General features: G+C 66.8%; 24 protein-coding genes. 8 read left to right on the top strand and 16 right to left on the bottom strand.

Going from position 1 to position 26,537, the window contains the following annotated elements; translation table 11 throughout:
* Positions 1-6 precede the first annotated feature (6 nt).
* From zwf to pgl, 3 genes are read left to right on the top strand one after another with little or no spacing between them, the layout of a single operon-like run.
* Complete coding sequence (gene zwf / locus C5B96_RS05385) at positions 7-1,548, top strand: glucose-6-phosphate dehydrogenase (RefSeq protein WP_104243699.1); 1,542 nt, start codon at positions 7-9, stop codon at positions 1,546-1,548.
* Entirely contained in the window at positions 1,545-2,519 is a 975-nt protein-coding gene (locus C5B96_RS05380; RefSeq protein WP_104243697.1) for a glucose-6-phosphate dehydrogenase assembly protein OpcA, read from the top strand. The genes zwf and C5B96_RS05380 overlap by 4 nt, the downstream gene beginning before the upstream one ends.
* 22 nt (positions 2,520-2,541) lie before the next feature.
* Positions 2,542-3,312 carry a 6-phosphogluconolactonase gene (gene pgl / locus C5B96_RS05375; RefSeq protein WP_104243695.1) on the top strand — a complete coding sequence of 257 codons (771 nt, stop codon included), beginning with the start codon at positions 2,542-2,544 and terminating at the stop codon, positions 3,310-3,312.
* A 73-nt stretch (positions 3,313-3,385) separates the two neighbouring features.
* Here pgl and C5B96_RS05370 read toward each other — a convergent pair whose 3' ends face one another.
* The 12 genes from C5B96_RS05370 to uvrB all read right to left on the bottom strand — a co-directional run bounded on the left by C5B96_RS05370 (position 3,386) and on the right by uvrB (position 17,104).
* Complete coding sequence (locus tag C5B96_RS05370) at positions 3,386-3,757, bottom strand: RNA polymerase-binding protein RbpA (protein WP_104243693.1); 372 nt, start codon at positions 3,755-3,757, stop codon at positions 3,386-3,388.
* Positions 3,758-3,765: 8 nt separating this feature from the next.
* On the bottom strand, positions 3,766-4,017 hold the full coding sequence (gene secG / locus C5B96_RS05365; protein ID WP_104243691.1) for a preprotein translocase subunit SecG: 252 nt from the start codon (positions 4,015-4,017) through the stop codon (positions 3,766-3,768).
* Positions 4,018-4,104: 87 nt separating this feature from the next.
* Complete coding sequence (gene tpiA, locus C5B96_RS05360; protein WP_104243689.1) at positions 4,105-4,899, bottom strand: triose-phosphate isomerase; 795 nt, start codon at positions 4,897-4,899, stop codon at positions 4,105-4,107.
* Positions 4,887-6,107: a phosphoglycerate kinase gene (gene pgk / locus C5B96_RS05355; protein WP_104243687.1), complete on the bottom strand. Its 1,221-nt coding sequence runs from the start codon at positions 6,105-6,107 to the stop codon at positions 4,887-4,889. Before pgk ends, tpiA begins: the two co-directional genes overlap by 13 nt.
* Positions 6,108-6,128: 21 nt before the next feature.
* A complete protein-coding gene (gene gap / locus C5B96_RS05350) occupies positions 6,129-7,136 on the bottom strand; it encodes a type I glyceraldehyde-3-phosphate dehydrogenase (RefSeq protein WP_104243685.1) in 1,008 nt (335 codons plus the stop codon).
* A gap of 109 nt (positions 7,137-7,245) precedes the next feature.
* A complete protein-coding gene (locus C5B96_RS05345) occupies positions 7,246-7,869 on the bottom strand; it encodes a superoxide dismutase (RefSeq protein WP_104243683.1) in 624 nt (207 codons plus the stop codon).
* A gap of 43 nt (positions 7,870-7,912) precedes the next feature.
* Positions 7,913-8,890, bottom strand: a complete 978-nt coding sequence (gene whiA / locus C5B96_RS05340; protein WP_104243681.1) for a DNA-binding protein WhiA — start codon at positions 8,888-8,890, stop codon at positions 7,913-7,915.
* A gap of 57 nt (positions 8,891-8,947) precedes the next feature.
* Entirely contained in the window at positions 8,948-9,826 is an 879-nt protein-coding gene (rapZ, locus tag C5B96_RS05335) for an RNase adapter RapZ (protein WP_104243679.1), read from the bottom strand.
* Positions 9,827-9,854: 28 nt separating this feature from the next.
* A complete protein-coding gene (gene uvrC / locus C5B96_RS05330; protein ID WP_104243677.1) occupies positions 9,855-11,708 on the bottom strand; it encodes an excinuclease ABC subunit UvrC in 1,854 nt (617 codons plus the stop codon).
* On the bottom strand, positions 11,705-14,596 hold the full coding sequence (uvrA, locus tag C5B96_RS05325; RefSeq protein ID WP_104243675.1) for an excinuclease ABC subunit UvrA: 2,892 nt from the start codon (positions 14,594-14,596) through the stop codon (positions 11,705-11,707). The genes uvrC and uvrA overlap by 4 nt, the downstream gene beginning before the upstream one ends.
* Positions 14,597-14,647: 51 nt before the next feature.
* Positions 14,648-14,947, bottom strand: coding sequence for a helix-turn-helix domain-containing protein (locus C5B96_RS05320; RefSeq protein ID WP_104243673.1), 300 nt, complete (start codon positions 14,945-14,947; stop codon positions 14,648-14,650).
* Between the two features lie 93 nt (positions 14,948-15,040).
* On the bottom strand, positions 15,041-17,104 hold the full coding sequence (uvrB, locus tag C5B96_RS05315; protein ID WP_104243671.1) for an excinuclease ABC subunit UvrB: 2,064 nt from the start codon (positions 17,102-17,104) through the stop codon (positions 15,041-15,043).
* A gap of 93 nt (positions 17,105-17,197) precedes the next feature.
* Between uvrB and C5B96_RS05310 the strand changes: the two genes are divergently transcribed.
* Positions 17,198-18,223, top strand: coding sequence for an ATP-dependent 6-phosphofructokinase (locus C5B96_RS05310; protein ID WP_104243670.1), 1,026 nt, complete (start codon positions 17,198-17,200; stop codon positions 18,221-18,223).
* On the opposite strand, the gene coaE is transcribed toward C5B96_RS05310, so the two are convergent.
* Both coaE and rpsA read right to left on the bottom strand, forming a co-directional pair.
* The gene (gene coaE, locus C5B96_RS05305) at positions 18,220-18,867 is read right to left on the bottom strand and encodes a dephospho-CoA kinase (RefSeq protein WP_104243743.1); all 648 of its coding nucleotides are present in this window, start codon (positions 18,865-18,867) and stop codon (positions 18,220-18,222) included. The genes C5B96_RS05310 and coaE overlap by 4 nt on opposite strands.
* A gap of 119 nt (positions 18,868-18,986) precedes the next feature.
* Positions 18,987-20,441, bottom strand: coding sequence for a 30S ribosomal protein S1 (rpsA, locus tag C5B96_RS05300; RefSeq protein WP_104243668.1), 1,455 nt, complete (start codon positions 20,439-20,441; stop codon positions 18,987-18,989).
* 194 nt (positions 20,442-20,635) lie between these two features.
* On the opposite strand from rpsA, the gene C5B96_RS05295 reads away from it, so the two are divergent.
* Positions 20,636-21,922 (top strand): putative Ig domain-containing protein, encoded by a 1,287-nt coding sequence (locus tag C5B96_RS05295; protein WP_104243666.1) that lies wholly within the window; start codon positions 20,636-20,638, stop codon positions 21,920-21,922.
* Between the two features lie 64 nt (positions 21,923-21,986).
* Here the strand turns inward: C5B96_RS05295 and C5B96_RS05290 are convergent, their stop codons facing one another.
* Both C5B96_RS05290 and C5B96_RS05285 read right to left on the bottom strand, forming a co-directional pair.
* The gene (locus C5B96_RS05290) at positions 21,987-23,672 is read right to left on the bottom strand and encodes a DUF885 domain-containing protein (protein ID WP_104243664.1); all 1,686 of its coding nucleotides are present in this window, start codon (positions 23,670-23,672) and stop codon (positions 21,987-21,989) included.
* A gap of 52 nt (positions 23,673-23,724) precedes the next feature.
* A complete protein-coding gene (locus C5B96_RS05285) occupies positions 23,725-24,054 on the bottom strand; it encodes a hypothetical protein (RefSeq protein WP_104243662.1) in 330 nt (109 codons plus the stop codon).
* A 76-nt stretch (positions 24,055-24,130) separates the two neighbouring features.
* Between C5B96_RS05285 and C5B96_RS05280 the strand changes: the two genes are divergently transcribed.
* The 3 genes from C5B96_RS05280 to C5B96_RS05270 all read left to right on the top strand — a co-directional run.
* Positions 24,131-24,469 carry a DUF3140 domain-containing protein gene (locus C5B96_RS05280; protein ID WP_104243660.1) on the top strand — a complete coding sequence of 113 codons (339 nt, stop codon included), beginning with the start codon at positions 24,131-24,133 and terminating at the stop codon, positions 24,467-24,469.
* Between the two features lie 78 nt (positions 24,470-24,547).
* Positions 24,548-25,288, top strand: coding sequence for a hypothetical protein (locus C5B96_RS05275; RefSeq protein ID WP_233189018.1), 741 nt, complete (start codon positions 24,548-24,550; stop codon positions 25,286-25,288).
* 2 nt (positions 25,289-25,290) lie between these two features.
* Positions 25,291-26,537 (top strand): DNA polymerase Y family protein (locus tag C5B96_RS05270; protein WP_104243658.1); only part of this gene is annotated, 1,247 nt, incomplete at its 3' end.

Here is a 26,537-nt window from a genome sequence, read left to right as displayed (position 1 = left end):
AGCACGATGCCACCGGTAGAAATCACCCCGGATTTCAACCCGCTGAGACTTCCGTCTGACCGCCGCCTCAACCGGATCGCGGGGCCCAGCGCCCTCATCATCTTCGGTGTCACGGGCGACCTGTCACGCAAGAAGCTCATGCCAGCGGTCTACGATCTGGCCAGCCGGGGGCTCCTGCCACCGGGCTTCTCGCTCGTCGGGTTCGCCCGGCGCGACTGGGAGGACCAGGACTTCGAGCGGGTCGTGCACGACTCCGTCAAGGAGTACGCCCGCACCCCGTTCGACGAGGATGTCTGGCGCCAGCTCTCGGAGGGCATCCGGTTCGTCTCGGGTGAGTTCGACGACGACTCGGCGTTCGAGCACCTCAAGGAGGTCATCGACGAGCTCGACTCCTCGCGCGGCACGATGGGCAACCATGCGTTCTACCTCTCGATTCCGCCGAAGGCCTTCCCGCTCGTCACCGAGCAGCTCCGCCGTTCGGGGCTCGCCCGCCCGGAGCCCGGCCAGTGGCGACGCGTCGTCATCGAGAAGCCGTTCGGCAGCGACCTGAAGACCGCCCGCGAACTGAACGACGTCGTGGAGTCGGTGTTCGCCCCCGATGACGTGTTCCGCATCGACCACTACCTGGGCAAGGAGACGGTGCAGAACATCCTCGCGCTGCGCTTCGCGAACCAGCTGTACGAACCCATCTGGAACGGCAACTACGTCGACCACGTGCAGATCACCATGGCCGAGGACATCGGCGTCGGTGGCCGGGCCGGGTACTACGACGGCATCGGCGCGGCACGCGACGTGATCCAGAACCACCTGCTGCAGCTCATGGCGCTGACGGCCATGGAGGAGCCCATCTCGTTCAACGCCGCCGACCTGCGTGCCGAGAAGGAGAAGGTGCTCGCGGCCGTCAAGCTGCCGAAGGACCTCTCGCACTCGACGGCCCGTGGCCAGTACTCGAGCGGTTGGCAGGGCGGTGAGTACGTGCCGGGCTTCCTCGAAGAAGACGGCATGAACCCGCAGTCGACCACCGAGACGTATGCCGCTCTGCGCATCGACATCGGAACCCGCCGCTGGGACGGCGTGCCGTTCTACCTGCGCGCAGGCAAGCGCCTCGGTCGACGCGTCACCGAGATCGCCGTCGTCTTCAAGCGCGCTCCGCAGCACCTGTTCGCAGAGAGCCAGACCTCTGAGCTCGGCTCGAACGCCCTGGTGATCCGCGTGCAGCCCGACGAGGGCGTGACGATCCGGTTCGGTTCGAAGGTTCCCGGCGCCGGTGTGCAGGTGCGTGACGTGACGATGGACTTCGGATACGGCCACGCGTTCACGGAGGCCTCCCCCGAGGCCTACGAACGTCTCATCCTCGACGTTCTGCTGGGCGACCCGCCCCTCTTCCCGCGCCACCAGGAGGTGGAGCTGTCGTGGAAGATCCTCGACCCGATCGAGGAGTACTGGGCAACCCAGGGCCAGCCCGACCAGTACCGGCCCGGTACCTGGGGCCCCGACTCTGCCGATGAACTGCTCGCCCGCGACGGAAGAACCTGGAGACGCCCGTGATCGTCGACTTTCCCGACACCAATACCAGCAAGATCTCGAAGGCGCTCGTCAAGATCCGCGAGGAGGGCGGCGCCGTCGCCCTCGGCCGCGTTCTGACGCTCGTCATCCGTACGAGCCTCGGGGCCGAGGAGGAGGCCATCGAGGCCGCCAACGACGCTTCGCGCGAGCACCCGATGCGCGTCATCGTGGTCTCGACCGACACCGAGTCCGACGGCGCCCGCACGGGCCGGGGTGCTCGCCTCGACGCCCAGATCCGCGTGGGCGGCGACGCCGGCGCGAGCGAGGTCGTGCTGCTGAAGGCGTACGGCGCCGCAGCCTCCGACGAAGAGGGGCTGGTCACCGGCCTGCTCCTGCCTGACGCACCCGTCGTGGTGTGGTGGCCCGGTGAGTCGCCCGACAAGGCGTCGACCTCGAGCCTCGGCCGCATCGCCCAGCGACGGATCACGGATGCCTCGAACCACCCCAACCCGGTGGAATCCCTCATCCGGCTCTCGGAGACCTACGCCCCGGGCGACACGGACTTCGCGTGGACGCGGTTGACCCTGTGGCGGGCGCAGCTCGCCGCGGTGCTCGACCAGCCCCCGTTCGAGCCGGTGCTCTCGGTGGAGGTGCAGGGCGCGTCGGACTCACCGTCGACGCTGCTGCTCGCCGCCTGGCTCGGCCACCAGCTCGAAGCGCCGGTCACCTACGGGCTGACCAAGCGGGCGAACGGATCAAGCGGCATCCACAGCGTCAAGCTCATTCGGGCCTCGGGCGAGATCGAACTGGTGCGCGAGATCCCGAACGTCGCCACGCTGATCCAGCCCAACCAGCCCACCCACGACCTGGCTCTGCCCCGCCGCAACCTCCGCGACTGTCTCGCAGAGGAGCTGCGCAGGCTCGACCCCGACGACCTGTATGGTGAAGTGATCTCCGTAGGGCTTGCGGAACTGTTCGAAACGACCGATGTCGGCTTTCAGAGCCGGTCTTGAGTAGCAAATAGGGCTGAATTTCATGACAACCGATCGCCGCGTTCTGGTCCACCCCGACAAGGACTCCCTTGCGGGAGCCGTTGCCGCCCGCTTCATCACGAAGATCATCGACATTCTCGACGAGAACGACGAGGCTCATGTCGTGCTGAGCGGTGGGAGTGTGAACACGGCCGTTCTGGCCGCCATCCGCAACTCCCCGGCCCAGAACAACGTCGACTGGAAGCGCATCAGCTTCTGGTGGGGCGACGAGCGGTTCGTCGAGGCAGGCAGCTCCGACCGAAACGACGGGCAGGCTCGTGAGGCGCTGCTCGACTACATTCCCGTCGACGAGGCGAAGGTGCACGCTTTCGCCTCGTCAGACGAGATCGCTGACATCGACGAGGCCGCTGCGGCCTATGCAGCCGAGCTCGAGGCGGCAGCCCCCGACGGTGCTCTCTACCCCCGGTTCGACATCATGTTCCTGGGCGTCGGCCCCGATGGTCACATCGCCTCTCTCTTTCCCGGGCTCGAAGGCATCACCGAGACCGAGAAGACCGTCATCGCCGTACGGAACTCCCCCAAGCCGCCGCCGCTCCGTCTCAGCCTGACGTTGCCGGTGATCCGGTCGGCCGACCGCGTCTGGCTCGTCATGGCCGGCACCGACAAGGCTTCGCCGCTCGGCCTGGCTCTCGCTGGCGCATCGATCGAAGAGGTGCCGGCCGCCGGTGCCGAGGGTCGTCGGCGCACGGTCTTCTTCGTCGATCAGGATGCTGCGGCCCAGGTTCCCGAGAACCTGATCGCCCCCTCCTACTGACATTCATCACCGCAACGAAGAAGGGCCGGAGATCATCTCTCCGGCCCTTCTTCGTTGGTGGTGCCTGACGCGCCTACTTCGTGGTGGGCGCAGCCGTGCCGCGGCGGGCGCGGAGCTGGGCCAGGGCGTCTTCGAGGAGTTGCGCTGCCTCTTCTTCGGTGCGACGCTCCTTCACGTAGGCGAGGTGCGTCTTGTAGGGCTCGAGCTTTGCGACCGACGGTGGGTTCAACTGGTCGCGCCCGGCCGGCAGACCCGACTGCGGGGAGTCGATGGTCTCGGGGATCTCTTCGAGGGGAAGGTTCGCTGCGAAGTACCGAACGGTCTCGTTGCCGAGCGCATCCCAGTACGAGATCTTGATGCGATCGGCGTGGTACCCACGATCCTGTTCGCCCATGGGGCCGGCGCCGACGCGCGAACCCCTGATGGCGCTGCCGCCTGATGCCATGATTTCCCCTAGCTTCCCGAGTCGAACTTGGTGATGAGACCGAGCACGATGATGCAGGCGACCCAGACGAGGCCGAGGATCACCGTGATGCGGTTGAGGTTGCGTTCAGCGACGCCGGACGCACCGAGGTTGGAGGTGACGCCACCGCCGAACATGTCTGAGAGCCCGCCGCCGCGACCGCGGTGGAGCAGGATCAGAAGAGTCAGAAGCAGACTGGTTATGCCGAGCAGAACCTGCAAGACGACCTGGAGGATTTGCAACGGTTACCTTTCACACAAGACGGAAGACGGTCAGCCCCCGCACGACCACGTCTGAGTATACCGTGGCCGTGCTGAAAACGAGATTTGCTACACTCCGACGTGCTTCTTGTAGCGCACGATCGCACTGAATTCGTCGAGGTCGAGGCTCGCGCCACCCACGAGGGCGCCGTCGACGTTGGGCTCGCGCATGAACCCCGCGATGTTGCCCGACTTGACGGAACCGCCGTACAGGATGCGGGTGGCCGCAGCCGTTTCGGCGCTCAACGTGTCGGCGAGCTCTGCGCGGAGAGCGGCGCAGACCTGCTCGGCCTGGTCTGGCGTTGCGGCCTGGCCCGATCCGATGGCCCAGACCGGCTCGTAGGCGACGACGATGTTCGCGTCGGAGGCGACACCGGCGAGGGCGGCCTTCAACTGCGCGACCGGCACGGCGCTCGGGCCGAACTTCTCGAGGTCTTCGGCCGTCTCGCCGACGCAGAGCACGGGAACGAGACCGTTCTTGAGCGCGGCAGCGACCTTGGCCCCGATCTGCTCGTCGGTCTCGTTGTGCAGGGTGCGCCGCTCCGAGTGCCCGATGATGACGTAGGCGCAGTCGAGCTTGGCCAGGAACTGGCCCGAGATCTCGCCGGTGTATGCACCGGAGTCGTGAGCCGAGACATCCTGACCGCCATAGGCGAGTTCGAGCTTGTCGGCGGCGACCAGCGTCTGCACCGAACGGAGGTCGGTGAACGGCGGGAAGATGGCGACCTCGACATCGTCGAAGCTGTGCGCAGCGTCTTTCAGGCTCCACGCGAGCTTCTGCACGAAGGCGATCGACTGCAGGTGGTCGAGATTCATCTTCCAGTTGCCGGCGATGAGGGGGGTGCGGTTCGTCATGCTGTCCATCCGAGAACGTCGAGGCCGGGCAGGCGCTTGCCCTCGAGGAATTCGAGGCTCGCACCGCCGCCCGTGGAGATGTGACCGAATTGGTCGTCGGTGAAGCCGAGGGCGCGAACCGCCGCGGCGGAGTCGCCGCCGCCGACCACGCCGAGGCCGTCGACCTCGGTGAGGGCTGCGGCAATGGATCGGGTTCCCTCGGCGAAGGGAGCCAGCTCGAACACGCCCATCGGGCCGTTCCAGAAGACGGTGTGTGCGGACTCGATGATGCCGGCGAACGTGGCCGCCGTCTCGGGCCCGATGTCGAGCCCGAGGCCACTCTGGCCGAACGGCGTCTCTTCGATGGTCTCGGCGCTGGTGACGGTGTGCTCGGCGTCTGCACCGAACTTCGACGCCACGACGACGTCGGTCGGCAGAACGATCTTCACACCGAGCTCTGCAGCCTTCTCGAGGTAGCCCTTCACCGTGTCGATCTGGTCCTTCTCGAGCAGGCTCGCACCGACCTGGTAACCCTGGGCGGCGAGGAAGGTGAAGAGCATGCCACCACCGATCAGCAGCGAGTCGACCTTCGGCAGCAGATGGCCGATGACCCCGAGCTTGTCGGAGACCTTCGACCCGCCGAGCACGACGGCGTAGGGCCGGGTCGGCTTCTCGGTGAGCTTCTCGAGCACGCCGAGTTCGGTCTCGATCAGAAGCCCAGCCGCGCTCGGCAGCATTTCGGCGAGCTCGTAGACGCTCGCCTGCTTGCGGTGCACGACACCGAATCCGTCGGAGACGAAGACATCGGCGAAGTCGGCGAGCTGCTGGGCGAAGGCCCGGCGCTCGGCGTCGTCCTTCGAGGTCTCCCCCGGGTTGAACCGGAGGTTCTCCAGAAGGAGGAAGGTGCCGTCGCCCGCGAGGGTGGCCGCGGCATCCTGAGCCGACGCGCCAACCGTGTCTTCGGCGAAGGCGACCGGCTCATCGAGCAGCTCGGAGAGCCGCGCCGCGACGGGGCCGAGGCTGTACTTCGCCTCAGGCGCCCCCTCAGGGCGACCGAGGTGGCTCACAATGACCACCTTGGCGCCCTGGGAGGCCAGGGCCTGAAGCGTGGGAAGCGACGCCCGAATACGCCCGTCGTCGGTGATGACGCCGTCTTTCACGGGGACATTCAGGTCGCAGCGGATGATGACGGTCTTGCCGTCGAGCGACCCGAGGGAGTCAAGCGTTCGTATCGTCACTTCTCGTGTTTCTGGTTGCGGTTACAGCTTGGCTGCGACGTACTCGGTGATGTCGACGAGGCGGTTGGAGTAGCCCCACTCGTTGTCGTACCACGAGGCGACCTTGACCTGGTTGCCGATGACCTTGGTCAGGCCGGCGTCGAAGATCGAGGAGTGCGGGTCGCCGACGATGTCGCTCGAGACGATCTCGTCTTCGGTGTACTTCAGGATGCCCTTCAGCTCACCCTCAGCGGCGTTCTTGTACGCCTCGTTGACCTGCGCGACGGTGACGGGCGTGGCCGTCTCGATCGTGAGGTCGGTGATCGAACCGGTGGTGACCGGAACGCGGAGGGCGTAACCGTCGAGCTTGCCGACGAGCTCGGGGATGACGAGGCCGAGCGCCTTGGCGGCACCGGTCGACGTCGGGATGATGTTGGCCGCAGCTGCACGTGCACGGCGGAGGTCGCTGTGCGGCCCGTCCTGCAGGTTCTGGTCGGCGGTGTAGGCGTGAACGGTGGTCATGAGGCCACGCTCGATGCCGAAGTTGTCCATGAAGACCTTGGCCAGCGGCGCGAGGCAGTTCGTGGTGCAGGAGGCGTTCGAGATGATGTCGTGGATGGCCGGGTCGTAGGTTCCCTCGTTGACACCCAGCACCAGCGTGGCGACATCGTCGCCGGTCGCGGGAGCGGAGACGATGACCTTCTTGGCGCCACCCTCGATGTGCTTGCGGGCATCCGCCGACTTCGTGAAGCGACCAGTGGACTCGATGACGATGTCGACACCCAGCTCGCCCCACGGGAGGTTGGCGGGGTCGCGCTCGGCCAGAACGAGGATCGGCTTGCCGTTGACGACGATGTTGTCACCGTCGAGCTCGACGGTGGCGTCGAGGCGGCCGCCGATGGTGTCGTACTTGAGCAGGTGGGCGAGGGCCTTGTTGTCGGTGAGGTCGTTGACCGCGACGATCTCGATGTCGCTGCCCTTGGCGAGGGCTGCTCGGAAGTAGTTACGGCCGATGCGGCCGAAGCCGTTGATGCCGATCTTTACAGACACGTAGTGCTCCTGTGAGTGTGGCCCCGCGGGGCTGGATGTGGTGTTGTCTGGCGTTCGGCCAGTGGAGAAGAGGTGGCGGGCCCTCGCTGGAGCGCCCGCCACGGTGTCGCTATGACAGTACCAGCAGGCCGTTCGTCTTCTCGGTCGCTGCGGCGTAGCGTGCGGCCACGTTCTCCCAGTTCACGATGTTCCAGAACGCCTTGATGTAGTCGGCGCGAACGTTCTTGTAGTCGATGTAGTAGGCGTGCTCCCAGACGTCGAGCATGAGCAGCGGAACGAGGCCGAACGGCACGTTGCCCTGCTGGTCGAAGAGCTGGAAGATGCTGAGCTTCTGGCCGAGCACGTCGTAGGCCAGAACCGACCAGCCCGAGCCCTGCACGCCGAGCGCCACAGCCGTGAAGTGGGCCTTGAACTTCTCGAGGTCGCCGAAGTCGGCGCCGATCGCCTCGGCCAGGGCGCCGGTGGGCTCGCTGGTGTCGGGGGTGAGGTTGGTCCAGAAGATGGAGTGGTTGACGTGGCCACCGAGGTTGAACGCCAGGTCTTTCTCGAACTTGTTGACGGCGGCGAGGTCGCCCTTGTCACGGGCGTCGGCGAGAGCGCTGTTCGCCGTGTTGGCACCGGCGACATAGGTCGCGTGGTGCTTGTCGTGGTGCAGCTGCATGATGGTCGCACTGATGTGCGGCTCGAGCGCTGCGTAGTCGTAGGGAAGGTCTGGAAGGGTGTATTCAGCCATCATTTTCTCCTTGTACGTGGTCTCATTCAGTCTAATGAATCCGTCAGTCGTCGAGATCGGGCGGCAGGTTGGCGTCTGTGCCGGGGATGCCGAGGTCGAGTGCCTTCTTGTCGGCCATCGCGAGCAGGCGCCGGATGCGCCCGGCGATCGCGTCTTTCGTCATGGGCGGGTCGGCGTGGTGGCCCAGCTCGTCGAGGCTCGCGTCCCGAAAGTTCAGGCGGAGTTCACCGGCATAGCGCAGGTGCTCGGGGACCTCGTCGCCGATGATCTCGAGGGCCCGTTCGACACGGGAGCAGGCAGCGACCGCGGCCTGGGCCGATCGGCGCAGGTTCGCGTCGTCGAAGTTCACCAGGCGGTTCGCCGTGGCGCGCACCTCGCGGCGCTGGCGCATCTCCTCCCAGCGGGCGACGGACTTCTTCGCGCCCATCAGGCCGAGCATCGAGGCGATGGCCTCGCCGTCGCGGATGACGACGCGGTGCACGCCCCGCACCTCGCGGGCCTTGGCCGCCACGTGCAGGCGGGCGGCGGCGCCGACCAGGGCCATGGCGGCCTCGTTCCCGGGGCACACCACCTCGAGGGCTGCGGAGCGGCCGGGGTCAGTCAGAGAGCCCTGGGCGAGGAAGGCCCCGCGCCAGACGGCACCGAGCTCGTCGATGGAGCCCGTGGTGAGCCGGTTGGGGAGGCCGCGGATGGGGCGCCGCCGAGCATCCAGAAGCCCCGTCTGACGCGCGAGCGTCTCGCCGCCCTCGAGCACCCGCACGAGGTAGTAGCTGCCGCGGCGCACACCGGAGGCCGAGACCAGCTGAACGTCGCCCCGCACTCCGTAGAGTTCGGCGAGGTCTTTGCGCACCCGCTTCACAAGCTCAGGAGTGTCGAGTTCGGATTCGATCGCGATGCGCCCCGAGATGAGGTGCAGGCCGCCGGCGAAACGCAGTATGGTCGCGAGTTCAGCCGCGCGTGCTGAGGTTCTGCTGACAACGACTTCTGTCAGTTCGTTCTTGACATCGGCGGTGAGGGCCAATCTCTTCCATCTCCTTCGTCAGCAGCACAGTTCCCTCGTGGGGGTGTGGGGCTGAGACTATTCGCGACCGAGGTCGCGGTGTTTGACACTCACCACAACGCCGGGATTCGTGCTGACCAGGTCTGCCAGCCTGCGAGCCACGGCGACCGAGCGGTGTTTGCCGCCCGTGCAGCCTATGGCAATTGTGGCGTGGCGTTTGTTCTCGCGCTGGTAGCCGGCGAGCACAGGTGCCAGCGCCTTGGCGTAGTTCTCGATGAAATCTTCGGCGCCCTGCTGGCCGAGCACGTACTCGCTGACCTCGGCGTCGAGGCCCGTCTTGTCTTTCAGCTCAGGAATCCAGAAGGGGTTCGGGATGAAGCGGCAGTCGGCCATCGCGTCGGCGTCGGCCGGGGCGCCGTACTTGAAGCCGAAGCTCATGATCGTGACCTGCACCCCGGCTGTGTCGACGGCGGAGAAGCGCTCCTGCACGGCGTTCGCGAGCTGGTGGATGTTCAGGTCGGAGGTGTCAATGATGATGTCGCTCGACTCGCGGATGGCCGTCATGCGCGCGCGCTCGGCCCCGATACCGTCGAGCAGCGTTCCATCGCCCTGCAGGGGGTGCGGCCGGCGCACCTGCTCGAAGCGCCGCACCAGTGCGGAGTCGGTCGCTTCGAGGAACACCACGCGCAGCTGGATTCCGCTGCGGAGAGCCTGGATGATCTCCTGCAGGTCGGCGAAGAAGTCACGCCCGCGCACGTCGACGACGGCGGCCAGGCGCGGCAGCGTGGAGCCGGCGTGCTCGGCGAGGTCGACGAGCGGGCGCAGCATCTGCGGCGGCAGGTTGTCGACAACATACCAGCCGAGGTCTTCGAGGGCATTCGCCACCGTCGAGCGACCGGCACCCGACATGCCGGTCACGATGAGCACTTCCTGCTGCCCAGCGGTCTCGGGTGTCATGCTTCAAGACTATCGGGCCGGGGCATGCTCAGGCGCGGAGCTGCTGGTGGATCGTGGCCGCGAGCGTGGGGCCGACACCCTTCACCTCGGCGATCTGCTCGGGCGTCGCCTCCTTCAGCTTCGAGACCGAGCCGAACTCCTTCAGCAGGGTCTTGACGCGCGCGGGGCCGAGGCCGGGGATCTCCGAGAGCACCGAATGGATGTCGCGTTTGCGCCGGGCGCGCTGGTGCGTGATCGCGAAACGGTGGGCCTCGTCGCGGATGCGCTGCAGCAGGAAGAGCGCCTCGCTGCCACGCGGCAGAATGACGGGGTAGTCGTCGTCGGGCAGCCAGATCTCTTCGAGCCGTTTGGCGAGCCCCGCGAGGAAGATGCCCTGCACGCCCGACTCCCGCAGGGCCCGCGCGGCCGCCTGCACCTGGGGCTGGCCGCCGTCGACGATCAGCAGGTTCGGCGGGTACGAGAACTTCTTCGCTGCGGTGTCGGATTCGCTCCGCTCCGACCCCTCCTCGAGATAGGCCAGCCGCCTCGTGATGACTTGGTAGATCGAGTCGGTGTCGTCGGTCGTCTCCGGGATGGTGAACCGGCGGTACTGGTCTTTACGGGCGAGGCCGTCTTCGAAGACCACCATCGAGGCGACGACGTTCGTGCCGCCGAGGTGGGAGACGTCGAAGCACTCCATGCGAAGCGGTGCGTCGGGCATCCCGAGCCCGTTCTGGATGTCGGTGAGCGCCTCCGTGCGGGCGACGAAGTCGCTGCTGCGGCGCATCTTGTACAGCATGAGCGCGTTCTTCGCGTTGAGGGTCGCCGTCTGCATCAGCGCGGCCTTCTCCCCGCGCTGCGCGGTCTTCAGGGTGACCTTGGAGGTGCCGCGGCGTTCGGAGAGCCACTGTTCGAGCTCGCGGGCGTCGTCGGGCAGGTCGGGCACGATGATTTCCCGCGGAGGAACGAGGCCCTCATAGGCGGTCTGCAGAATGGAGTCGACGAGTTCTGCGGTGGTCAGGTCGAGTTCTTTGTCGACCATCCATGCGCGCACGCCCCGGATGCGGCCGCCGCGCACGATGAACTGCTGCACCGCCGCCGCGAGCTCGTCGTGCTCGATGCCGAAGAGGTCGGTGTCGACGCTGTCGGCCAGCACGACGGTGCTCTTCTCGAGAACGGCGTCGAGCGCCTGCAGCTGGTCGCGGAAGCGGGCCGCCTTCTCGTACTCCTGCGCCTCTGAGGCTTCGCGCATCCGCTTCGTCGTCTCGGTGACGAACCGCTTGTCGTGCCCGTTCATGAACGCGATGAAGTCGTTGACGAGCTCGCGGTGCTCCTCGATCGTGACCTTGCCCGAACAGGGGCCACCGCACCGGCCGATCTGGCCGGGGAAGCAGGGCCGACCGGTCTGCATCGCCTTCTTGTAACTCGAATCCGAGCAGGTGCGGATCGGGAACGCCTTGATCATCAGGTCGATCGTGTCGTGCACGGCCCAGATCTTCGGGTACGGGCCGAAGTACTTGGCACCCTTGATCTTCTGGTTGCGGGTGACCATCACCCGCGGTGCCTCGTCGGCCAGGGTGATCGCCATGAACGGGTAGCTCTTGTCGTCGCGGAACTTGACGTTGAACGGCGGGTCGAACTCCTTGATCCACGTGTACTCGAGCTGCAGGGCCTCGACGTCGGTGCCGACGACCGTCCATTCCACGCTCGACGCGGTGGTCACCATGCGACGGGTGCGCTCGTGCAGGCTGCGGAGCGGCGCGAAGTAGTTGCTCAGCCGGGCACGCAGGTTCTGCGCCTTGCCGACGTACAGCACGCGCTTGTTGGCGTCGCGAAAACGGTACACGCCCGGTTGGGTGGGGATCTCCCCCGCCTTCGGGCGATAGCTGACGGTGTCGGTCATGACGCCTTTCGCCGTGTGCCTTCCTCCGCATCCAGGATCTCTTTCAGGAAGAACCCGGTGAAGCTCTTCTTGACCTTCGCGAGCTGCTCGGGTGTGCCTGTCGCGAGCACCTTGCCCCCGCCCGAACCGCCCTCGGGCCCGAGGTCGATGAGCCAGTCGGCGCTCTTGATCACGTCGAGGTTGTGCTCGATGACGATCACCGTGTTGCCCTTGTCGACCAGGCCGTTCAGCACCAGCAGGAGCTTTCGCACGTCTTCGAAGTGCAGACCGGTGGTCGGTTCGTCGAGCACGTAGACCGACCGCCCGTTCGAGCGTTTCTGCAGCTCGGTCGCCAGCTTGACGCGCTGCGCCTCGCCGCCCGACAGGGTCGTCGCACTCTGGCCGAGCCGCACATAGCCGAGCCCGACCTCGACGAGCGTCTTCAGGAAGCGGTGGATGGCGCCGATCGGCTCGAAGAATTCGGCCGCCTCGGCGATCGGCATGTCGAGCACCTCGGCGATGTTCTTGCCCTTGTAGTGCACGGTCAGCGTGTCGCGGTTGTAGCGCGCTCCCCCGCAGACCTCGCAGGCGACGTAGACGTCGGGCAGGAAGTTCATCTCGATCTTGATCGTGCCGTCGCCCGAGCAGGCCTCGCAGCGGCCCCCCTTGACGTTGAAGCTGAATCGCCCGGGCTGATAGCCGCGGGTCTTCGCCTCGATCGTCTCGGAGAAGAGGGTGCGGATGCGGTCGAAGACGCCCGTGTACGTCGCCGGGTTCGAGCGCGGTGTGCGGCCGATCGGATTCTGGTCGACGTGCACGACCTTGTCGAGGTTCTCGAGCCCGGTCACGCGCTTGTGCTTGCCGGGCAGCTTGCGCGCCCCGTTCAGCCTGTTGGCGAGCACCCGGTACAGGATGTCGTTGACGAGGCTCGACTTGCCGGAACCACTCACGCCGGTGACCGCGATGAAGGTGCCGAGCGGGAAGGCGACGGTCACGTTCTTCAGGTTGTTCGCCTCGGCGCCGACCACGACGATCTCGCGGTTCGGGTCGAGCGGCCGCCGACGATCGGGAACGTCGATCGACTTGCGCCCGGACAGGTAGTCACCGGTCAGACTCTCGGTGTTCTTCAGCAGCCCCTCGTACGAACCGGAGTGCACGACCTTGCCGCCGTTGACACCGGCGCCGGGGCCGATGTCGACGACCCAGTCGGCCGTGCGGATGGTGTCTTCGTCGTGCTCGACGACGATCAGCGTGTTGCCGAGGTTCTTCAGCTTGACCAGGGTCTCGATGAGGCGCCGGTTGTCGCGCTGGTGCAGGCCGATGCTCGGCTCGTCGAGCACGTAGAGCACGCCCGTGAGGCCCGATCCGATCTGGGTCGCCAGGCGGATGCGCTGGGCCTCGCCACCGCTCAGGGATGCTGCCGCGCGGGCCAGGTTCAGGTAGTTGAGGCCGACCTGGATGAGGAAGTCGAGCCGCAGCCGAATCTCCCGCAGCACCTGCGCGGCGATGTGGGCTTCGCGGTCGGTCAGGGTGAGCGCCGCCATGAAGTCCTGCGCGTCGGAGAGGCTGATGTCGGTGACGTCGGCGATGCTGTGGCCGTTCACCAGAACGGCGAGAACCTCGGGCTTCAACCTCTTGCCGTTGCAGACCGGGCAGGCGACCTCGCGCAGGTATTCGGCCCAGCGGGCGCGCTGGTTGTCGGTCTCGGCCTGCAGGTACTGGCGCTCGATGTAGGGCACGACGCCCTCGAACCCTGAGGTGTAGCTCATCTCGCGGCCGAACCGGTTCTTCCACTTCACCCGCACCTCGAAGTTGTCGCCCCGCAGCACGGCCTCCTGCACCGTCTTGCTGAGTTCGTTCCACGGCGTGCTGAGGTCGAACTTGAGGTCACGGGCGAGGCCCTGCAGCAGCTTGTCGTAGTAGTTGTAGAGGCCCTTGCCCTGGGTGGACCACGGGATGAGCACACCCTCGTTGATGCTCAGCTCGGGGTCGCCGAGCAGCAGGTCGGCGTCGACGGACATGCGGGTGCCGAGGCCGGAGCACTCGGGGCACGCGCCGAACGGAGCGTTGAACGAGAAGGTGCGCGGCTCGATCTCGGTGAGCTGGATCGGGTGCTGGTTCGGGCAGCTCAGCTTCTCGCTGAAGGTCTGCCACGCATCCGGCCCGTCGGCGTCGACGTAGTTGACCTGCACGATGCCGTCGGTGAGGCGCAGTGCGGTCTCAAGCGAGTCGGTCAGCCGGCTCAGGATGTCGGGGCCGGCCACCAGGCGGTCGACGACCACCGAGATGTCGTGCTTGAACTGCTTCTTCAGCTTGGGCGGATCGTTCAGCTGGATCGTGTCGCCGTCGACGACGGCGCGGGAGTACCCGCCCGCGGCCAGCTCTTTGAAGAGGTCGACGAACTCGCCCTTCTTCTGCGAGATGACCGGGCTGACCACCTGGTAGCGGATGCCCGTCTCGAGCTCCATGAGCTGGTCGGCGATCTGCTGCACCGTCTGGGCGGAGATGACCTCGCCGCAGACGGGGCAGTGCGCGATGCCGATGCGCGCCCAGAGCAGGCGCATGTAGTCGTAGATCTCGGTGATGGTGCCGACGGTCGAGCGCGGGTTGCGGTTCGTCGACTTCTGGTCGATGCTCACCGCCGGGCTCAGGCCCTCGATGAAATCGACGTCGGGCCGGTCGACCTGGCCGAGGAACTGGCGGGCGTAGGCGCTCAGGCTCTCGACGTAACGGCGCTGGCCCTCGGCGAAGATCGTGTCGAAGGCGAGGCTCGACTTTCCCGAGCCGCTCAGGCCCGTGAAGACCACCAGCGAATCGCGCGGGATGTCGAGGTCGACGTCTCGCAGATTGTGCACGCGGGCCCCGCGTACGCTCAGTTTTCCGGCTGAATTGACCTTGGTAATCGACACCTTAGAAGTCTATGGTCTGCCACTGACACTGCCTCCCGTGGCCGCCGTGTGCTAGGCACGCCGACTACGCTCTCGGATGAATTCGGCCGCGGTGAGGGTGTGCGACCGCCCCGGAACCATCTCGGGACGGATGCCGGTGACCCACGACCCCGGGTCGGCGCTCAGCGCCCCGGCCAGCGCGACGATCGTCGAGAGGCTCGGGTTCGTCTGGCCGCGCTCGATCTTGCCGACGTTCGTCACGTGCATCTCGGCGAGCTCGGCGACGTGCTCCTGGCTGACCCCGAGCTGCAGGCGACTGGATCGCACGCGATCCCCGAAGATGCGGGCGGCTTCCGAGTGCAGTTCTGGCATACCTCATGAGTACCCACCTGAGTGCTCTGCGACCAGAGCGCACGCACCCCGGGCTTCTGAGCCTTGCTCATCTCCCGGTTGGATCAGCCTAACTCAGATGTGGCCGGCCTTCTCCATCTGGCGGAGCTCGCGCTTGAGGTCGCCGAGCTCGTCACGCAGGCGCGCGGCCAGCTCGAACTTCAGCTCGGCCGCCGCCGTCATCATCTGGTCGTTGAGGTCGCCGATCAGGCCTTCGAGCTCGTTGGCACCGGCAGCTGCGATTCCCTCGCGCCGCAGGTTCGGCGTCGGGCTCTTCTTCTTGCCACCGCGACCGGCCAGCAGTTCGGCCGTGTCGGCGCCCTCGCGGGCGAGCATCTCGGTGATGTCGTTGATCTTCTTGCGGAGCGGCTGCGGGTCGACCCCGCGTTCGAGGTTGTACGCGACCTGCTTCTCGCGGCGGCGCGTGGTCTCCTCGATCGCACGCGCCATCGAGTCCGTCATCACATCGGCGTACATGTGCACCTGGCCGGAGACATTTCGCGCGGCACGCCCGATGGTCTGGATGAGAGACGTCGACGAGCGCAGGAAGCCCTCCTTGTCGGCATCCAGAATCGCGACCAGCGACACCTCGGGAAGGTCGAGGCCCTCCCTCAGCAGGTTGATGCCGACCAGCACGTCGTAGACGCCGGCGCGGAGCTCGGTGAGCAGTTCGACCCGGCGCAGCGTGTCGACGTCGGAGTGCAGGTAGCGCACGCGCACCCCGTGCTCCCCCATGAAGTCGGTGAGCTCCTCGGCCATCTTCTTGGTGAGGGTCGTGACGAGGATGCGCTCGTCTTTCGCGACCCGGGTGCGGATCTGTTCGAGCAGGTCATCGATCTGCCCCTTCGAGGGCTTCACGATGATCTCGGGGTCGATCAGGCCGGTGGGGCGGATGATCTGCTCGACCACGCCGTCGGCGATCCCCATCTCGTACTTGCCGGGCGTCGCAGAGAGGTACACCTTCTGGCCGACCCGGTCGTTGAACTCGTTCCACCGCAGCGGGCGGTTGTCGAGCGCACTCGGCAGCCGGAACCCGTGCTCGACCAGCGTGCGCTTGCGCGACGAGTCACCTTCGTACATCGCGCCGATCTGCGGCACGGTGACGTGCGACTCGTCGATGACGACCAGGAAGTCGTCGGGGAAGTAGTCGAGCAGGCAGTGCGGCGCCTCCCCCGGGTTTCGGCCGTCGATGTGCCGCGAATAGTTCTCAATACCCGACGTGAAACCGATCTGCTGCATCATCTCGAGGTCGAAGGTGGTGCGCATGCGCAGTCGCTGCGCCTCGAGGAGCTTGCCCTCGCGCTCCAGCTGCTTCAGCCGGTCGCCGAGCTCCTCCTGGATGGTGCCGATCGCGCGGTGCATCACGTCGTTGTCGGCGACGTAGTGCGACCCCGGGAAGATGGAGATCGCATCCATCTTGCGGATCACGTCTCCGGTCAGCGGGTGCAGCGTGTACAGAGCCTCGATCTCGTCGCCGAACATCTCGATGCGGATCGCCAGCTCTTCGTAGACCGGGATGATCTCGATCGTGTCGCCGCGCACACGGAAGTTGCCACGCGAGAAGTCGATGTCGTTGCGCTGGTACTGCATGGAGATGAACTTGCGGATGAGCCAGTCGCGGTCGATCTTCATGCCGACCTGCAACGCCATCATCGCGTTCATGTACTGCTGGGGCGTGCCGAGGCCGTAGATGCACGACACCGTCGAGACCACGATCACGTCGCGCCTGCTGAGCAGTGAGTTCGTCGTGGAGTGCCGCAGTCGCTCGACCTCGGCGTTGATCGAGCTGTCTTTCTCGATGAAGGTGTCGGTCTGCGGCACGTACGCCTCGGGCTGGTAGTAGTCGTAGTACGACACGAAGTACTCGACGGCGTTGTTCGGCATCAGCTCGCGGAACTCGTTCGCCAGCTGCGCCGCGAGCGTCTTGTTGTGGGCGAGAACGAGCGTCGGCCGCTGCACGGCCTCGATCAGCCAGGCCGTGGTCGCCGACTTTCCCGTACCGGTCGCACCCAGCAGAACCACGTCGGTCTCGCCCGCGTTGATGCGGGCCGTCAGCTCAGCGATCGCGCCCGGCTGGTCACCGCTCGGGGTGTACTCGGAGACGACTTCGAAGGGGCGGACAGAGCGAGTGGGTTCCATGCTCCAAGTTTACGAAGCACCACTGACACTGGCTCCCTTCCGGGCCGGTTGCGGGGTCGATTACGCTCTGCGGGAAAGCCATAGGGTATAGCCATGCGTATTGGAATCCTGACCAGCGGTGGAGACTGCCCCGGCCTGAACGCGGTCATCCGCGGCATCGTGCTGAAGGGCACGGAGATCAACGACCAGGAGTTCGTCGGCTTCCGCGGCGGCTGGCGCGGTGTGGTCACCTCCGATCTGCTCGAACTCGGTCGCGCCAACGTGCGGGGCATCGCCAAAGAGGGCGGCACCATCCTCGGAACCTCGCGCACGAACCCCTTCGAGGGCGAGGGCGGTCCCGAGCGCATCCAGGCCAACATGCAGCGCGAGGGCATCGACGCCATCATCGCGATCGGCGGCGAGGGCACCCTGGCCGCCGCCAAACGGCTCACGGATGCCGGGCTGAAGATCGTCGGAGTGCCGAAGACCATCGACAACGACCTCGACGCCACCGACTACACGTTCGGCTTCGACACCGCCGTGCAGATCGCGACCGACGCGATGGACCGCCTGCGCACCACCGGGGACTCGCACAGCCGCTGCATGGTCGCCGAGGTGATGGGCCGCCACGTCGGCTGGATCGCCCTGCACTCCGGCATGGCCGCCGGCGCCCACGCCATCCTGATCCCCGAGCAGAAGACCACGATGGAGGAGGTGCGCGGCTGGGTCGAGAGCGCCAACGCTCGCGGTCGGTCGCCGCTCGTCGTCGTCGCCGAGGGTTTCACTCCCGGCGAGACAGACGACCCGCACTCCGAGCGCGGCCTCGACGCCTTCGGGCGCCCGCGCCTCGGCGGTATCGGCGAGCGGCTCGCCCCCATGATCGAGGAGATGACGGGCATCGAGACCCGCGCCACGACCCTCGGCCACATCCAGCGCGGCGGCGTGCCGAGCGCCTACGACCGCGTGCTGGCCACCCGGCTGGGCATGGCGGCGAGCGACTCGGTGCAAGACGGCGCGTGGGGCCAGATGGTGGCGCTCCGCGGCACCGAGATCGTCAACGTGGGCTTCGAAGAGGCACTCGGCAAGCTGAAGACGGTTCCGCAGGCCCGGTACGACGAGGCCGCGCAGCTCTTCGGCTAGTTGCCGGCTCCGGATGCCGTCGCGCTTCGCGCGCCGGACTGCGGCAGTGCCTCGAGCGTCGTCCAGAGTGCATCGACCTGGGCCAGCGTCTCGTCGAGCGTGCCAGTGGAGTCGATCACGTGGTCGGCGACGGCCAGCCGCTCGGCCTCTGAAGCCTGTGAGCCGACCCGGCGACGGGCATCCTGCTCCGCCATGCCCCGCAGGTCGACGAGCCGGCGCACGCGCGTCTCATCGTCGGCACTGACCACCACGACGAGTTCGAAGTCGTAGGGGCGGTCACTCGCCTCGACCAGCAGGGGAACGTCGTAGACGACGATGGCGTCGGGATCGGCGGCCTCTGCCTCGGCGAAGCGCTCCATGCCGAGGCGGTGCACCGCAGGGTGCGTGATCGCGTTCAGCTTCTGCAGCTGCTCGGGCTGGCCGAAGACGCGCTGGCCGAGCGCCGGGCGGTCGAGCGAGCCGTCGGGGCGGAGGAGGTCGCTGCCGAACGTCTCCGCGATCTGCCGCAGGGCATCCGTTCCCGGCTCGACGACCTCGCGGGCGAGTTTGTCGGCGTCGACGATGACGGCGCCGTGTTCGGCGAGGCGGGCTGCGACGGTGGACTTTCCGGAGGCGATGCCACCGGTGAGGGCTACGAGATGCACGTGTTCATGGTAGCCGGGCGAGGCATCCACCCGCCCGGCGCGTGCCCCGGCGCAGATGGCCGCAACGGCGAGAGGCCGCCCTCCCGAAGGAGAACGGCCTCTCGTGTGGAACGGTGTGACTAGTTGTTCGAGCTGAGCTTCTCGCGAAGCGCCGCGAGGGTCTCGTCGTCGGCAAGGGTGCCGGCGCCGGTCGACTCGCTCGAGAACGAGGAGCCGGCAGAAGCGCCGACCTCGTTGAGCGGGGTCTCCTCGTTGGAGGTCGCAACCTGCTTCTTGTGGGCTTCCCAGCGAGCCTGGGCTGCAGCGTAGTCCTGCTCCCACTTCTCGCGCTGGGTCTCGAAGCCCTCGCGCCACTCGTTGGTCTCGGGGTCGAAACCTTCGGGGTACTTGTAGTTGCCCTGCTCGTCGTACTCGGTGAGCATGCCGTAGAGGGCCGGGTCGAACTCGGTGCCCTCGGGGTCGACACCCTCGTTGGCCTGCTTGAGGCTCAGCGAGATGCGGCGACGCTCGAGGTCGATGTCGATGACCTTGACGAACACGTCGTCGCCGACCGAGACAACCTGCTCGGCGAGTTCGACGTGCTTGCCCGACAGCTCGGAGATGTGCACGAGGCCCTCGATGCCCTCTGCGACGCGAACGAACGCACCGAAGGGAACCAGCTTCGTGACCTTGCCCGGAGCAACCTGGCCGATGGCGTGGGTGCGGGCGAAGACCTGCCACGGGTCTTCCTGCGTCGCCTTGAGCGACAGGGAGACGCGCTCGCGCTCGAGGTCGACCTCGAGGATCTCGACGGTGACCTCCTGGCCCACCTCGACGACCTCTGAGGCGTGCTCGATGTGCTTCCACGACAGCTCGGAGACGTGAACCAGACCGTCGACGCCGCCGAGGTCGACGAACGCACCGAAGTTGACGATCGACGAGACGACGCCCTTGCGGACCTGGCCCTTCTGGAGGTTGTTCAGGAACGTGGTGCGGCTCTCGCTCTGCGTCTGCTCGAGCAGGGCGCGGCGCGACAGCACGACGTTGTTGCGGTTCTTGTCGAGCTCGAGGATCTTCGCTTCGATCTCCTGGCCGAGGTACGGCGTAAGGTCACGAACGCGACGGAGCTCGATGAGCGACGCCGGCAGGAAGCCGCGCAGGCCGATGTCGACGATGAGGCCACCCTTGACGACCTCGATGACCGAACCGGTGACAACACCGTCGGCGTCTTTGATCTTCTCGACGTCGCCCCACGCACGCTCGTACTGCGCGCGCTTCTTCGAGAGGATCAGACGGCCTTCTTTGTCTTCCTTCTGGAGGACGAGGGCCTCGACCAGGTCGCCGACCTGTACGACCTCTGTGGGGTCGACGTCGTGCTTGATCGAAAGTTCGCGGGAGGGGATGACGCCCTCGGTCTTGTAACCGACATCGAGGAGAACCTCGTCGCGGTCGATCTTGACGACGGTGCCTTCGATGAGGTCTCCGTCGTTGAAGAACTTCAGTGTCTTCTCGACCGCGGCAAGAAAGTCTTCAGCAGATCCGATGTCGTTGACGGCGACCTGCTTCGGTGCCTTTTCGGTCGTTACGATTGTCATGTAGTAGTTGCTCCAGTATGGACATGTATCGGGCCACACAGCATGCGCGCCGCCCGGAGTTCGGATGGAGTTCGCTGTGAGGCAGATGGATGATTGACGCAAATTGCGCCATGTAATCTTAGCCCCGCGAAAGAGGTGGCGGCAACCTGCGCAGACCCGCGTAATGGAGCAACCCTCAGTGCATCCCTACCGGCATGAAGAAGAAAACGTCTGTGGCCGCGGCCACCGCCCTCATCGCTGTTCTCGCCGTGTCGACGACCCCCTCGAGCGCCTCGGCAGAGAGCTGGAGGTACTTCCACGCCACCCCCGCTTTCGCGACAGCGCATCGCTCCGAGAGCGTCGCCGTCGACACCGTGAAGAACCTCGTCTACACGACCAACCCCGACGAGGGCACCGTCACCATCATCGACGGCGCGACCAGCAAGCCTGTCGGTGAGCCGATCGACGTGGGGCCCGCACCGTGGGGCATCGCCGTCAACTCGGTGACGCACAAGGCCTACGTCACCGATTCGGAGAACGGCAGCGTGTCTGTGATCTCCGGGGACAAGCCTGCCGTGACAGCGGTCGTTCCCGTTGAGTCGACGCTCTACGGCGTCGCTGTCGACGAGCTGCGCAATCTCGTTCAGGTCGTGGGGTACGAGGAGGAAAGCGGCCCGTTCAACGACTTCGTGTTCGCGGCGACTCTGGAGGGGGTGGGCGACACTGTCGTGAACTCCAGATTGATCAGCCAGGCGCCTGCTCTGAACGGGGGCGGGGGTGTCGCCGTCGACTCCGCCTCAGACACGGTGTACGTGGTGTTCCCCGAGAGCGGAGAGGTGATGACGCTGTCCTCCGCGCTTCTCACCGTCGAACAGCTGGTCGCCATTCCCAAGGGGTCGAAGAACGTCGCCGTCGACTCCGCCCTCGGCCTGGCCTACATCCCGAATCCGAACGACCACTCCGTGACCATCATCGACAAGACGGGAAAGCTGGTCGAGACGGTCTTCGATGTGTCAGCCTCGCCGTTCGCCGTCGCCGTCGACGAGGTGACGCAGTCGGTCTTCGTGACGGACGCCGCGGGCAGGTCGGTCTCGGTACTGGATGCCGCGACCCACGCGCTCGTCGGCGCCCCCGTGGAGGTCGGCCTTCACCCCTCGGGTATTGCCTTCGACCGACTGAGGTCGAGAATCTGGGTCGCGAACCAGGGCGACAGCACGGTCACCGCTGTCGATGAACTCGCGACACCGGACATCTCGCTGGCGACTCCCCCGTCGGGCCACGTCGGGGACCCCTACTCGTTCACCTTCCGGGCGAAGGGTTCGCCTGCCCCGACCTTCACCCTGACGTCAGGCGCCCTCCCGAAGGGACTGCGGCTGAACTCCAGCACGGGTGCGCTCTCGGGCACCCCCACCGAAGCCGGGAGCTTCACCGTCACGATCTCCGCGCGCAACACGACGAGTGTCAAGTCGGAGGGGCGGTTCACGATTGCCGTGACGCCCTAGGGAGACGTGCGCCTCGAGAGCAGAGGGGGTGGGCTGTGTGTTCAGCCCACCCCTTAGTACGGTGTCAGCGCTCCATCGCGGAGACGAGGGTGTCGAGGCGCACACCGCCGAGATCGAGCGCGCGGCGGTGGAACTCGCGGATGTCGAAGTCGGCGCCCTGGCGGGCCCGGTAGTCGTCTCGCAGCTGCTCCCAGATGCGCTGGCCCACCTTGTACGAGGGCGCCTGGCCCGGCCAGCCGAGGTAGCGGTTGACCTCGAAGCGGATGAAGCCGTCGTTCATGTTGACGTTCTCGCGCATGAACGCGAGGGCGTACTCCGCGTTCCACACGCCGGTGCCGTCGAGGCGGGGTTTGCCGAGGTGCACACCGATGTCGAGCACGACGCGGGCGGCCCGCATGCGCTGGCCGTCGAGCATCCCGAGCCGGTCGGCCGGGTCGTCGAGGTAGCCGAGCTCCTGCATCAAGCGCTCGGCGTAGAGCGCCCAGCCCTCGGCGTGGCCGGAGGTTCCGGCGAGCTGCCGGCGCCAGGTGTTCAGCTTCGAGCGGTTGTAGACCGCCTGCCCGATCTGCAGGTGGTGGCCGGGAACGCCCTCGTGATAGACGGTGGTGAGCTCCCGCCAGGTGTCGAACTCGGTGACCCCCTCTGGCACGGACCACCACATGCGGCCGGGACGCGAGAAGTCGTCGGTGGGGCCGGTGTAGTAGATGCCGCCCTCGTTCGTCGGCGCGATCATGCACTCGATGGTTCTGATCTCGTCGGGGATGTCGAACTGGCTCGCCGACAGCTCCGCGACGGCCCGGTCGCTGGTCTGCTGCATCCACTCCTGCAGAGCGGCCGTGCCGTGCAGCTTGTGGGCCGGGTCGGCATCGAGGTGTGCGATGGCCTCGAGCACGGAGGCCCCCGGGAGGATCTCGTTCGCAATGGATTCCTGCTCGCGCACCATGCGTTCGAGTTCGGCGACACCCCAGTCGTAGGTCTCGTCGAGGTCGACGGTCGCACCGAGGAACTTGCGTGACTCGAGGGCGTAGATGTCGCGCCCCACGGCATCCTCCTCGGAAGCGACGGGGAGGAGCTCGGCGGAGAGGAAGGCCGCCAGGCGTTCGTACGCCGCAGACGCCACGCCGGCCCCGTGCTGGAGCTGTCGTTCGAGAGCGTCGGGCACAGCATCCGGAGCCGCCGACCGGGCCAGGTCGAAGAAGAACCCGTTCTCACCGACGTTCTTGTTCGCCTGCAGCAGCACTTCGCGCACCTGTCGCCGGGCGGGAACGACGCCCGACCGGATGCCCTCCCGAAGCGTCTCGATGTAGCCGTCGATCGCGGCCCCGACACCGGTGAGGCGCTGGCCGACGACCTCCCAATCGTCGGCGGTGTCGGTGGGCATGAGGTCGTAGACCTCGCGGATCTGCTGCGACGGCGACTCGATCACGTTCAGGTCGCGCAGCTGCAACCGCGCCTCAGAGCTCTCGAGAGTCTGCCGCAGCTCGCTGCCGAGATCGGCGAGCGTCACCTCGTCGACGTCGTCAGCCGGGCGGGCCGATTCGAGGTCGGCCAGCGTTCGGCGCACCTCGGCGACGTAGCGCTCATGGCCCTCGGGCGAGTAGTCGCCGTAGCGGTCATTGGCCTCGTTGCGCCCGATGTACGTGCCGATGGCCGGTTCGAGTTCGACGAGGGTGTCGACCCAGCGCTCGGCGATGGCGTCGATCGGGGTCGGGGTGCGGGGCGTGGTGCCGGAGGGTGTTCTGTCGGTCATCCATTCAGACTATGCCCGCCCCCCGACACCCGTCTGCCACGGGCCGTTCGGGTCAGTGCGGGTGCGATGCGGGCTTCGGATGCCCGGGGATCGAGTCGCCGCTCATGTTCAGTTCTGACGGGTCGACCTCGATGTCGCCCACGTCGTCGGGGCCGCCCGTGCCGGGCAGGACTTCGATGTCGGACACGTTCGTGTCGCTCTCGACACCGTCGCTGTCGGTGACCGACTGGTTCTGCAACACCTCGGTCTCGTCTTCGCTCTGCGGCGAGTTCACGCGGTCGAGGGCCGTCAGGTCGCGCTCGGAGAGGCCGTGCCGCGAGTGATGCTTCGCGGCATCCTTCTCTGCCTTGTGGGTCTTGCGGGTCTCTTCTTCGAATGTCATGTCTCGACGCTACGCAGCCCGCCGGGCGATGCACAAGCCGGTTGCCTCCCCGTGTCTCTGGCGTTGTACTGCTGGTATGGCTGAACACACACCAAGCGACAAGGCGACCCTCTCGGAGTTCCATTCCGCGGTCAATATGACCGCGAGTCAGTTGAAGAAGTGGCTCGACACCGACGAATCGAAAGAGGTCGGTCAGAAAAAGGATTCGAACGAATCTGTGGGCCACCAGAGCGGCCGGCGCATCATCACGCTGCTCGGCAAGAAGCAGGCCGACTTCACGTCGGATGACTACGACCACATGAAGAAAGTGACCGGCTACGTGCACCGCCATCTGGAGCAGCGACCCGACGGCGACGTCAGTGACACCCGCTGGAGGTACTCTCTGATGAACTGGGGACATGACCCGCTGAAGTGATCAGGGGTTCTTCTCCGGGGCGATTCTGAGGGCGATTCCCGCGTTGACTTATTCGAACATATGTTCGAACATTGGTGCATGCCAGAGCCAGCAGCACTCCTCACCGAAGCCGCCCCCGCGGCTCCGTCGGTGCGCGAGCTGCAGGAGCGCATCCGGCAGATGCAGGCCACCAAACTCGAGACCCGCAGCCTCGCGACGACGCCCGCCCTGGCGCCGCTGCTGCCCGGCGGGGCGCTGAAGGCGGGCTCGGCATACTCGGTCGAGGGCTCGCACTCCCTGGCCATGGCGATGATGGCCGGCCCGTCGGCGGCAGGTGCCTGGTGCGGGGTCATCGGGCTGCCCGACTTCGGCGCCGAGGCCGCAGGGCGTTCGGGCATCGATCTCGACCGGCTGGTGTTCGTGCCGCATCCGGGCGACCAGTGGTTGGCGGTGGTCTCTGCCGTGATCGACGTGGTCACGGTGGTGGTGACCGTAGCTCCCCCGCGCCTCGGCGATGCGCTGGCCGCACGGCTGGCGGCGCGCATCCGGCAGCGTGAGGCGACACTGATCGTGTTGGGCGGCTGGCCGCAGAGCGAAGCGACACTGCGCATCACCGAGAGCACCTGGGGTGGCATCGGCGAGGGGTTCGGGCACCTCGCGAGCAGGCAGGTGACGGTGAGCGCTGTCGGCAAGGGGTTCAGGGGGCAGAAGCGTTCTGCACGGTTGTGGCTTCCGGATGCCCGGGAGCAGGTTCGGGCGGTGGCAGAGGCCGGGCGTGGTGCAGCATCCCCCTGGCCCGCCGAGCGCGCGTTCGCCGGCTTCGAAGAACTGGCGGGCTGACGATGGCAGCGGTGCGCACGATTGTGGTGTGGTGTCCCGACTGGCCGGTGCGGGCGCTCGCCCAGGCAGAGGGGTTCTCCCTCGACGAGCCCATCGCCCTCATCGACCACGGGCTCGTGTTCGCCTGCTCCCCCAGTGCCCGGGCCGAAGGGGTGAAGCGTGGCCAGCGCGTGCGCGAGGCCCAGGCCGCCTGCGTCGAGCTGATGACCTTCGACTACGACCCCGCACTCGACTACCGCAGTTTCGAGGCCGTCGTCGCAGCCATCGAAGAGCTGATGCCGGGGGTGCAGCTGCTCCGGCCCGGTATGTGTGCGCTGGCCGCCCGCGGTCCGAGCCGCTACTACGGTGGTGAGCGCGGTGCGGCGGGGGTGCTACTGACCACCCTGGTGGGGCTCGGAGTCGAAGACGCACGCATCACGATCGCCGACGGGCGGTTCGCCGCTGAACAACTCGCCCGCATGCCCGGGCGGGAGGGCATCCGCATCGTCGAACCGGGTGGGTCGCCGGAGTTCCTGGCCGAGCACCCGATCGATGCCATCGGCGACCCGCAGCTCGCCACACTGCTGCGACGGCTCGGCCTCACGACGCTCGGCAGTTTCGCGGCGCTCGACTTTCGCGATGTGCGGGCCCGGTTCGGTGAGACGGGTGTGCATGCGCACACTCTCGCGAGCGGTCGGGATGCCCGGCGGGTCGTTCCGCGTCTGCCGCCGCAGCTGCGCGACATCGAGGTCGCGTTCGAGCCGCCGCTCGATCGCGTCGACCAGATCACCTTCGCCTTTCGCACGGCGGCGGAACGTTTCGTCGACGAGCTCACCCAGGCGCTGCTGGTCTGCACGAGCATACGGGTCGAACTGCACACCGACAACGGGGTGGTGCACGACCGCGGCTGGGGGCACCCGCGGTGGTTCAGTGCCAACGATGTGCTCGACCGCATCCGCTGGCAGGTGCAGGGTCGAACAGGGGCGGGGGCCGGTGCCCTCACGTCGGCGATCACGAAGGTGCGGGTGCTGCCCGAGGGGCTCGACTCGATCGGCAACTATGAGACAGGGCTCTGGGGCAGCGCGCCCGACGACCGCATCCACCACGGGCTCTCGCGGGTGCAGAGCCTGCTCGGGCACGGGGCGGTGACGACAGCCGTGATCGGTGGGGGGCGTGGGGTCGCCGAGCGGCAGGTGATGATTCCGTGGGGTGACCCGCGTGTCGGTGCTCGGGCTGGTGCGGGTGTCGGCGCGGGGGTGGGCCACGGCGC

It is taken from the genome of Subtercola sp. Z020, assembly GCF_002931235.1.
GTDB lineage: Bacteria > Actinomycetota > Actinomycetes > Actinomycetales > Microbacteriaceae > Subtercola.
The sequence above is the reverse complement of the archived record's forward strand: the minus strand, read 5'-3'. Positions and strand labels throughout refer to the sequence as shown.

What these genes read in the sequence shown, in the direction of transcription:
- C5B96_RS05295 (WP_104243666.1), top strand. Translation starts at nt 20,636, where the DNA reads ATGAAGAAGAAAACGTCTGTGGCCGCGGCCACCGCCCTCATCGCTGTT.
- uvrC (WP_104243677.1), bottom strand. Translation starts at nt 11,708, where the DNA reads ATGACCGACACCGTCAGCTATCGCCCGAAGGCGGGGGAGATCCCCACC.
- rapZ (WP_104243679.1), bottom strand. Translation starts at nt 9,826, where the DNA reads ATGACACCCGAGACCGCTGGGCAGCAGGAAGTGCTCATCGTGACCGGC.
- zwf (WP_104243699.1), top strand. Translation starts at nt 7, where the DNA reads ATGCCACCGGTAGAAATCACCCCGGATTTCAACCCGCTGAGACTTCCG.
- C5B96_RS05310 (WP_104243670.1), top strand. Translation starts at nt 17,198, where the DNA reads ATGCGTATTGGAATCCTGACCAGCGGTGGAGACTGCCCCGGCCTGAAC.
- C5B96_RS05290 (WP_104243664.1), bottom strand. Translation starts at nt 23,672, where the DNA reads ATGACCGACAGAACACCCTCCGGCACCACGCCCCGCACCCCGACCCCG.
- C5B96_RS05320 (WP_104243673.1), bottom strand. Translation starts at nt 14,947, where the DNA reads ATGCCAGAACTGCACTCGGAAGCCGCCCGCATCTTCGGGGATCGCGTG.
- C5B96_RS05345 (WP_104243683.1), bottom strand. Translation starts at nt 7,869, where the DNA reads ATGGCTGAATACACCCTTCCAGACCTTCCCTACGACTACGCAGCGCTC.
- uvrB (WP_104243671.1), bottom strand. Translation starts at nt 17,104, where the DNA reads ATGGAACCCACTCGCTCTGTCCGCCCCTTCGAAGTCGTCTCCGAGTAC.
- C5B96_RS05275 (WP_233189018.1), top strand. Translation starts at nt 24,548, where the DNA reads ATGCCAGAGCCAGCAGCACTCCTCACCGAAGCCGCCCCCGCGGCTCCG.
- rpsA (WP_104243668.1), bottom strand. Translation starts at nt 20,441, where the DNA reads ATGACAATCGTAACGACCGAAAAGGCACCGAAGCAGGTCGCCGTCAAC.
- C5B96_RS05285 (WP_104243662.1), bottom strand. Translation starts at nt 24,054, where the DNA reads ATGACATTCGAAGAAGAGACCCGCAAGACCCACAAGGCAGAGAAGGAT.
- pgl (WP_104243695.1), top strand. Translation starts at nt 2,542, where the DNA reads ATGACAACCGATCGCCGCGTTCTGGTCCACCCCGACAAGGACTCCCTT.
- tpiA (WP_104243689.1), bottom strand. Translation starts at nt 4,899, where the DNA reads ATGGACAGCATGACGAACCGCACCCCCCTCATCGCCGGCAACTGGAAG.
- C5B96_RS05280 (WP_104243660.1), top strand. Translation starts at nt 24,131, where the DNA reads ATGGCTGAACACACACCAAGCGACAAGGCGACCCTCTCGGAGTTCCAT.
- C5B96_RS05370 (WP_104243693.1), bottom strand. Translation starts at nt 3,757, where the DNA reads ATGGCATCAGGCGGCAGCGCCATCAGGGGTTCGCGCGTCGGCGCCGGC.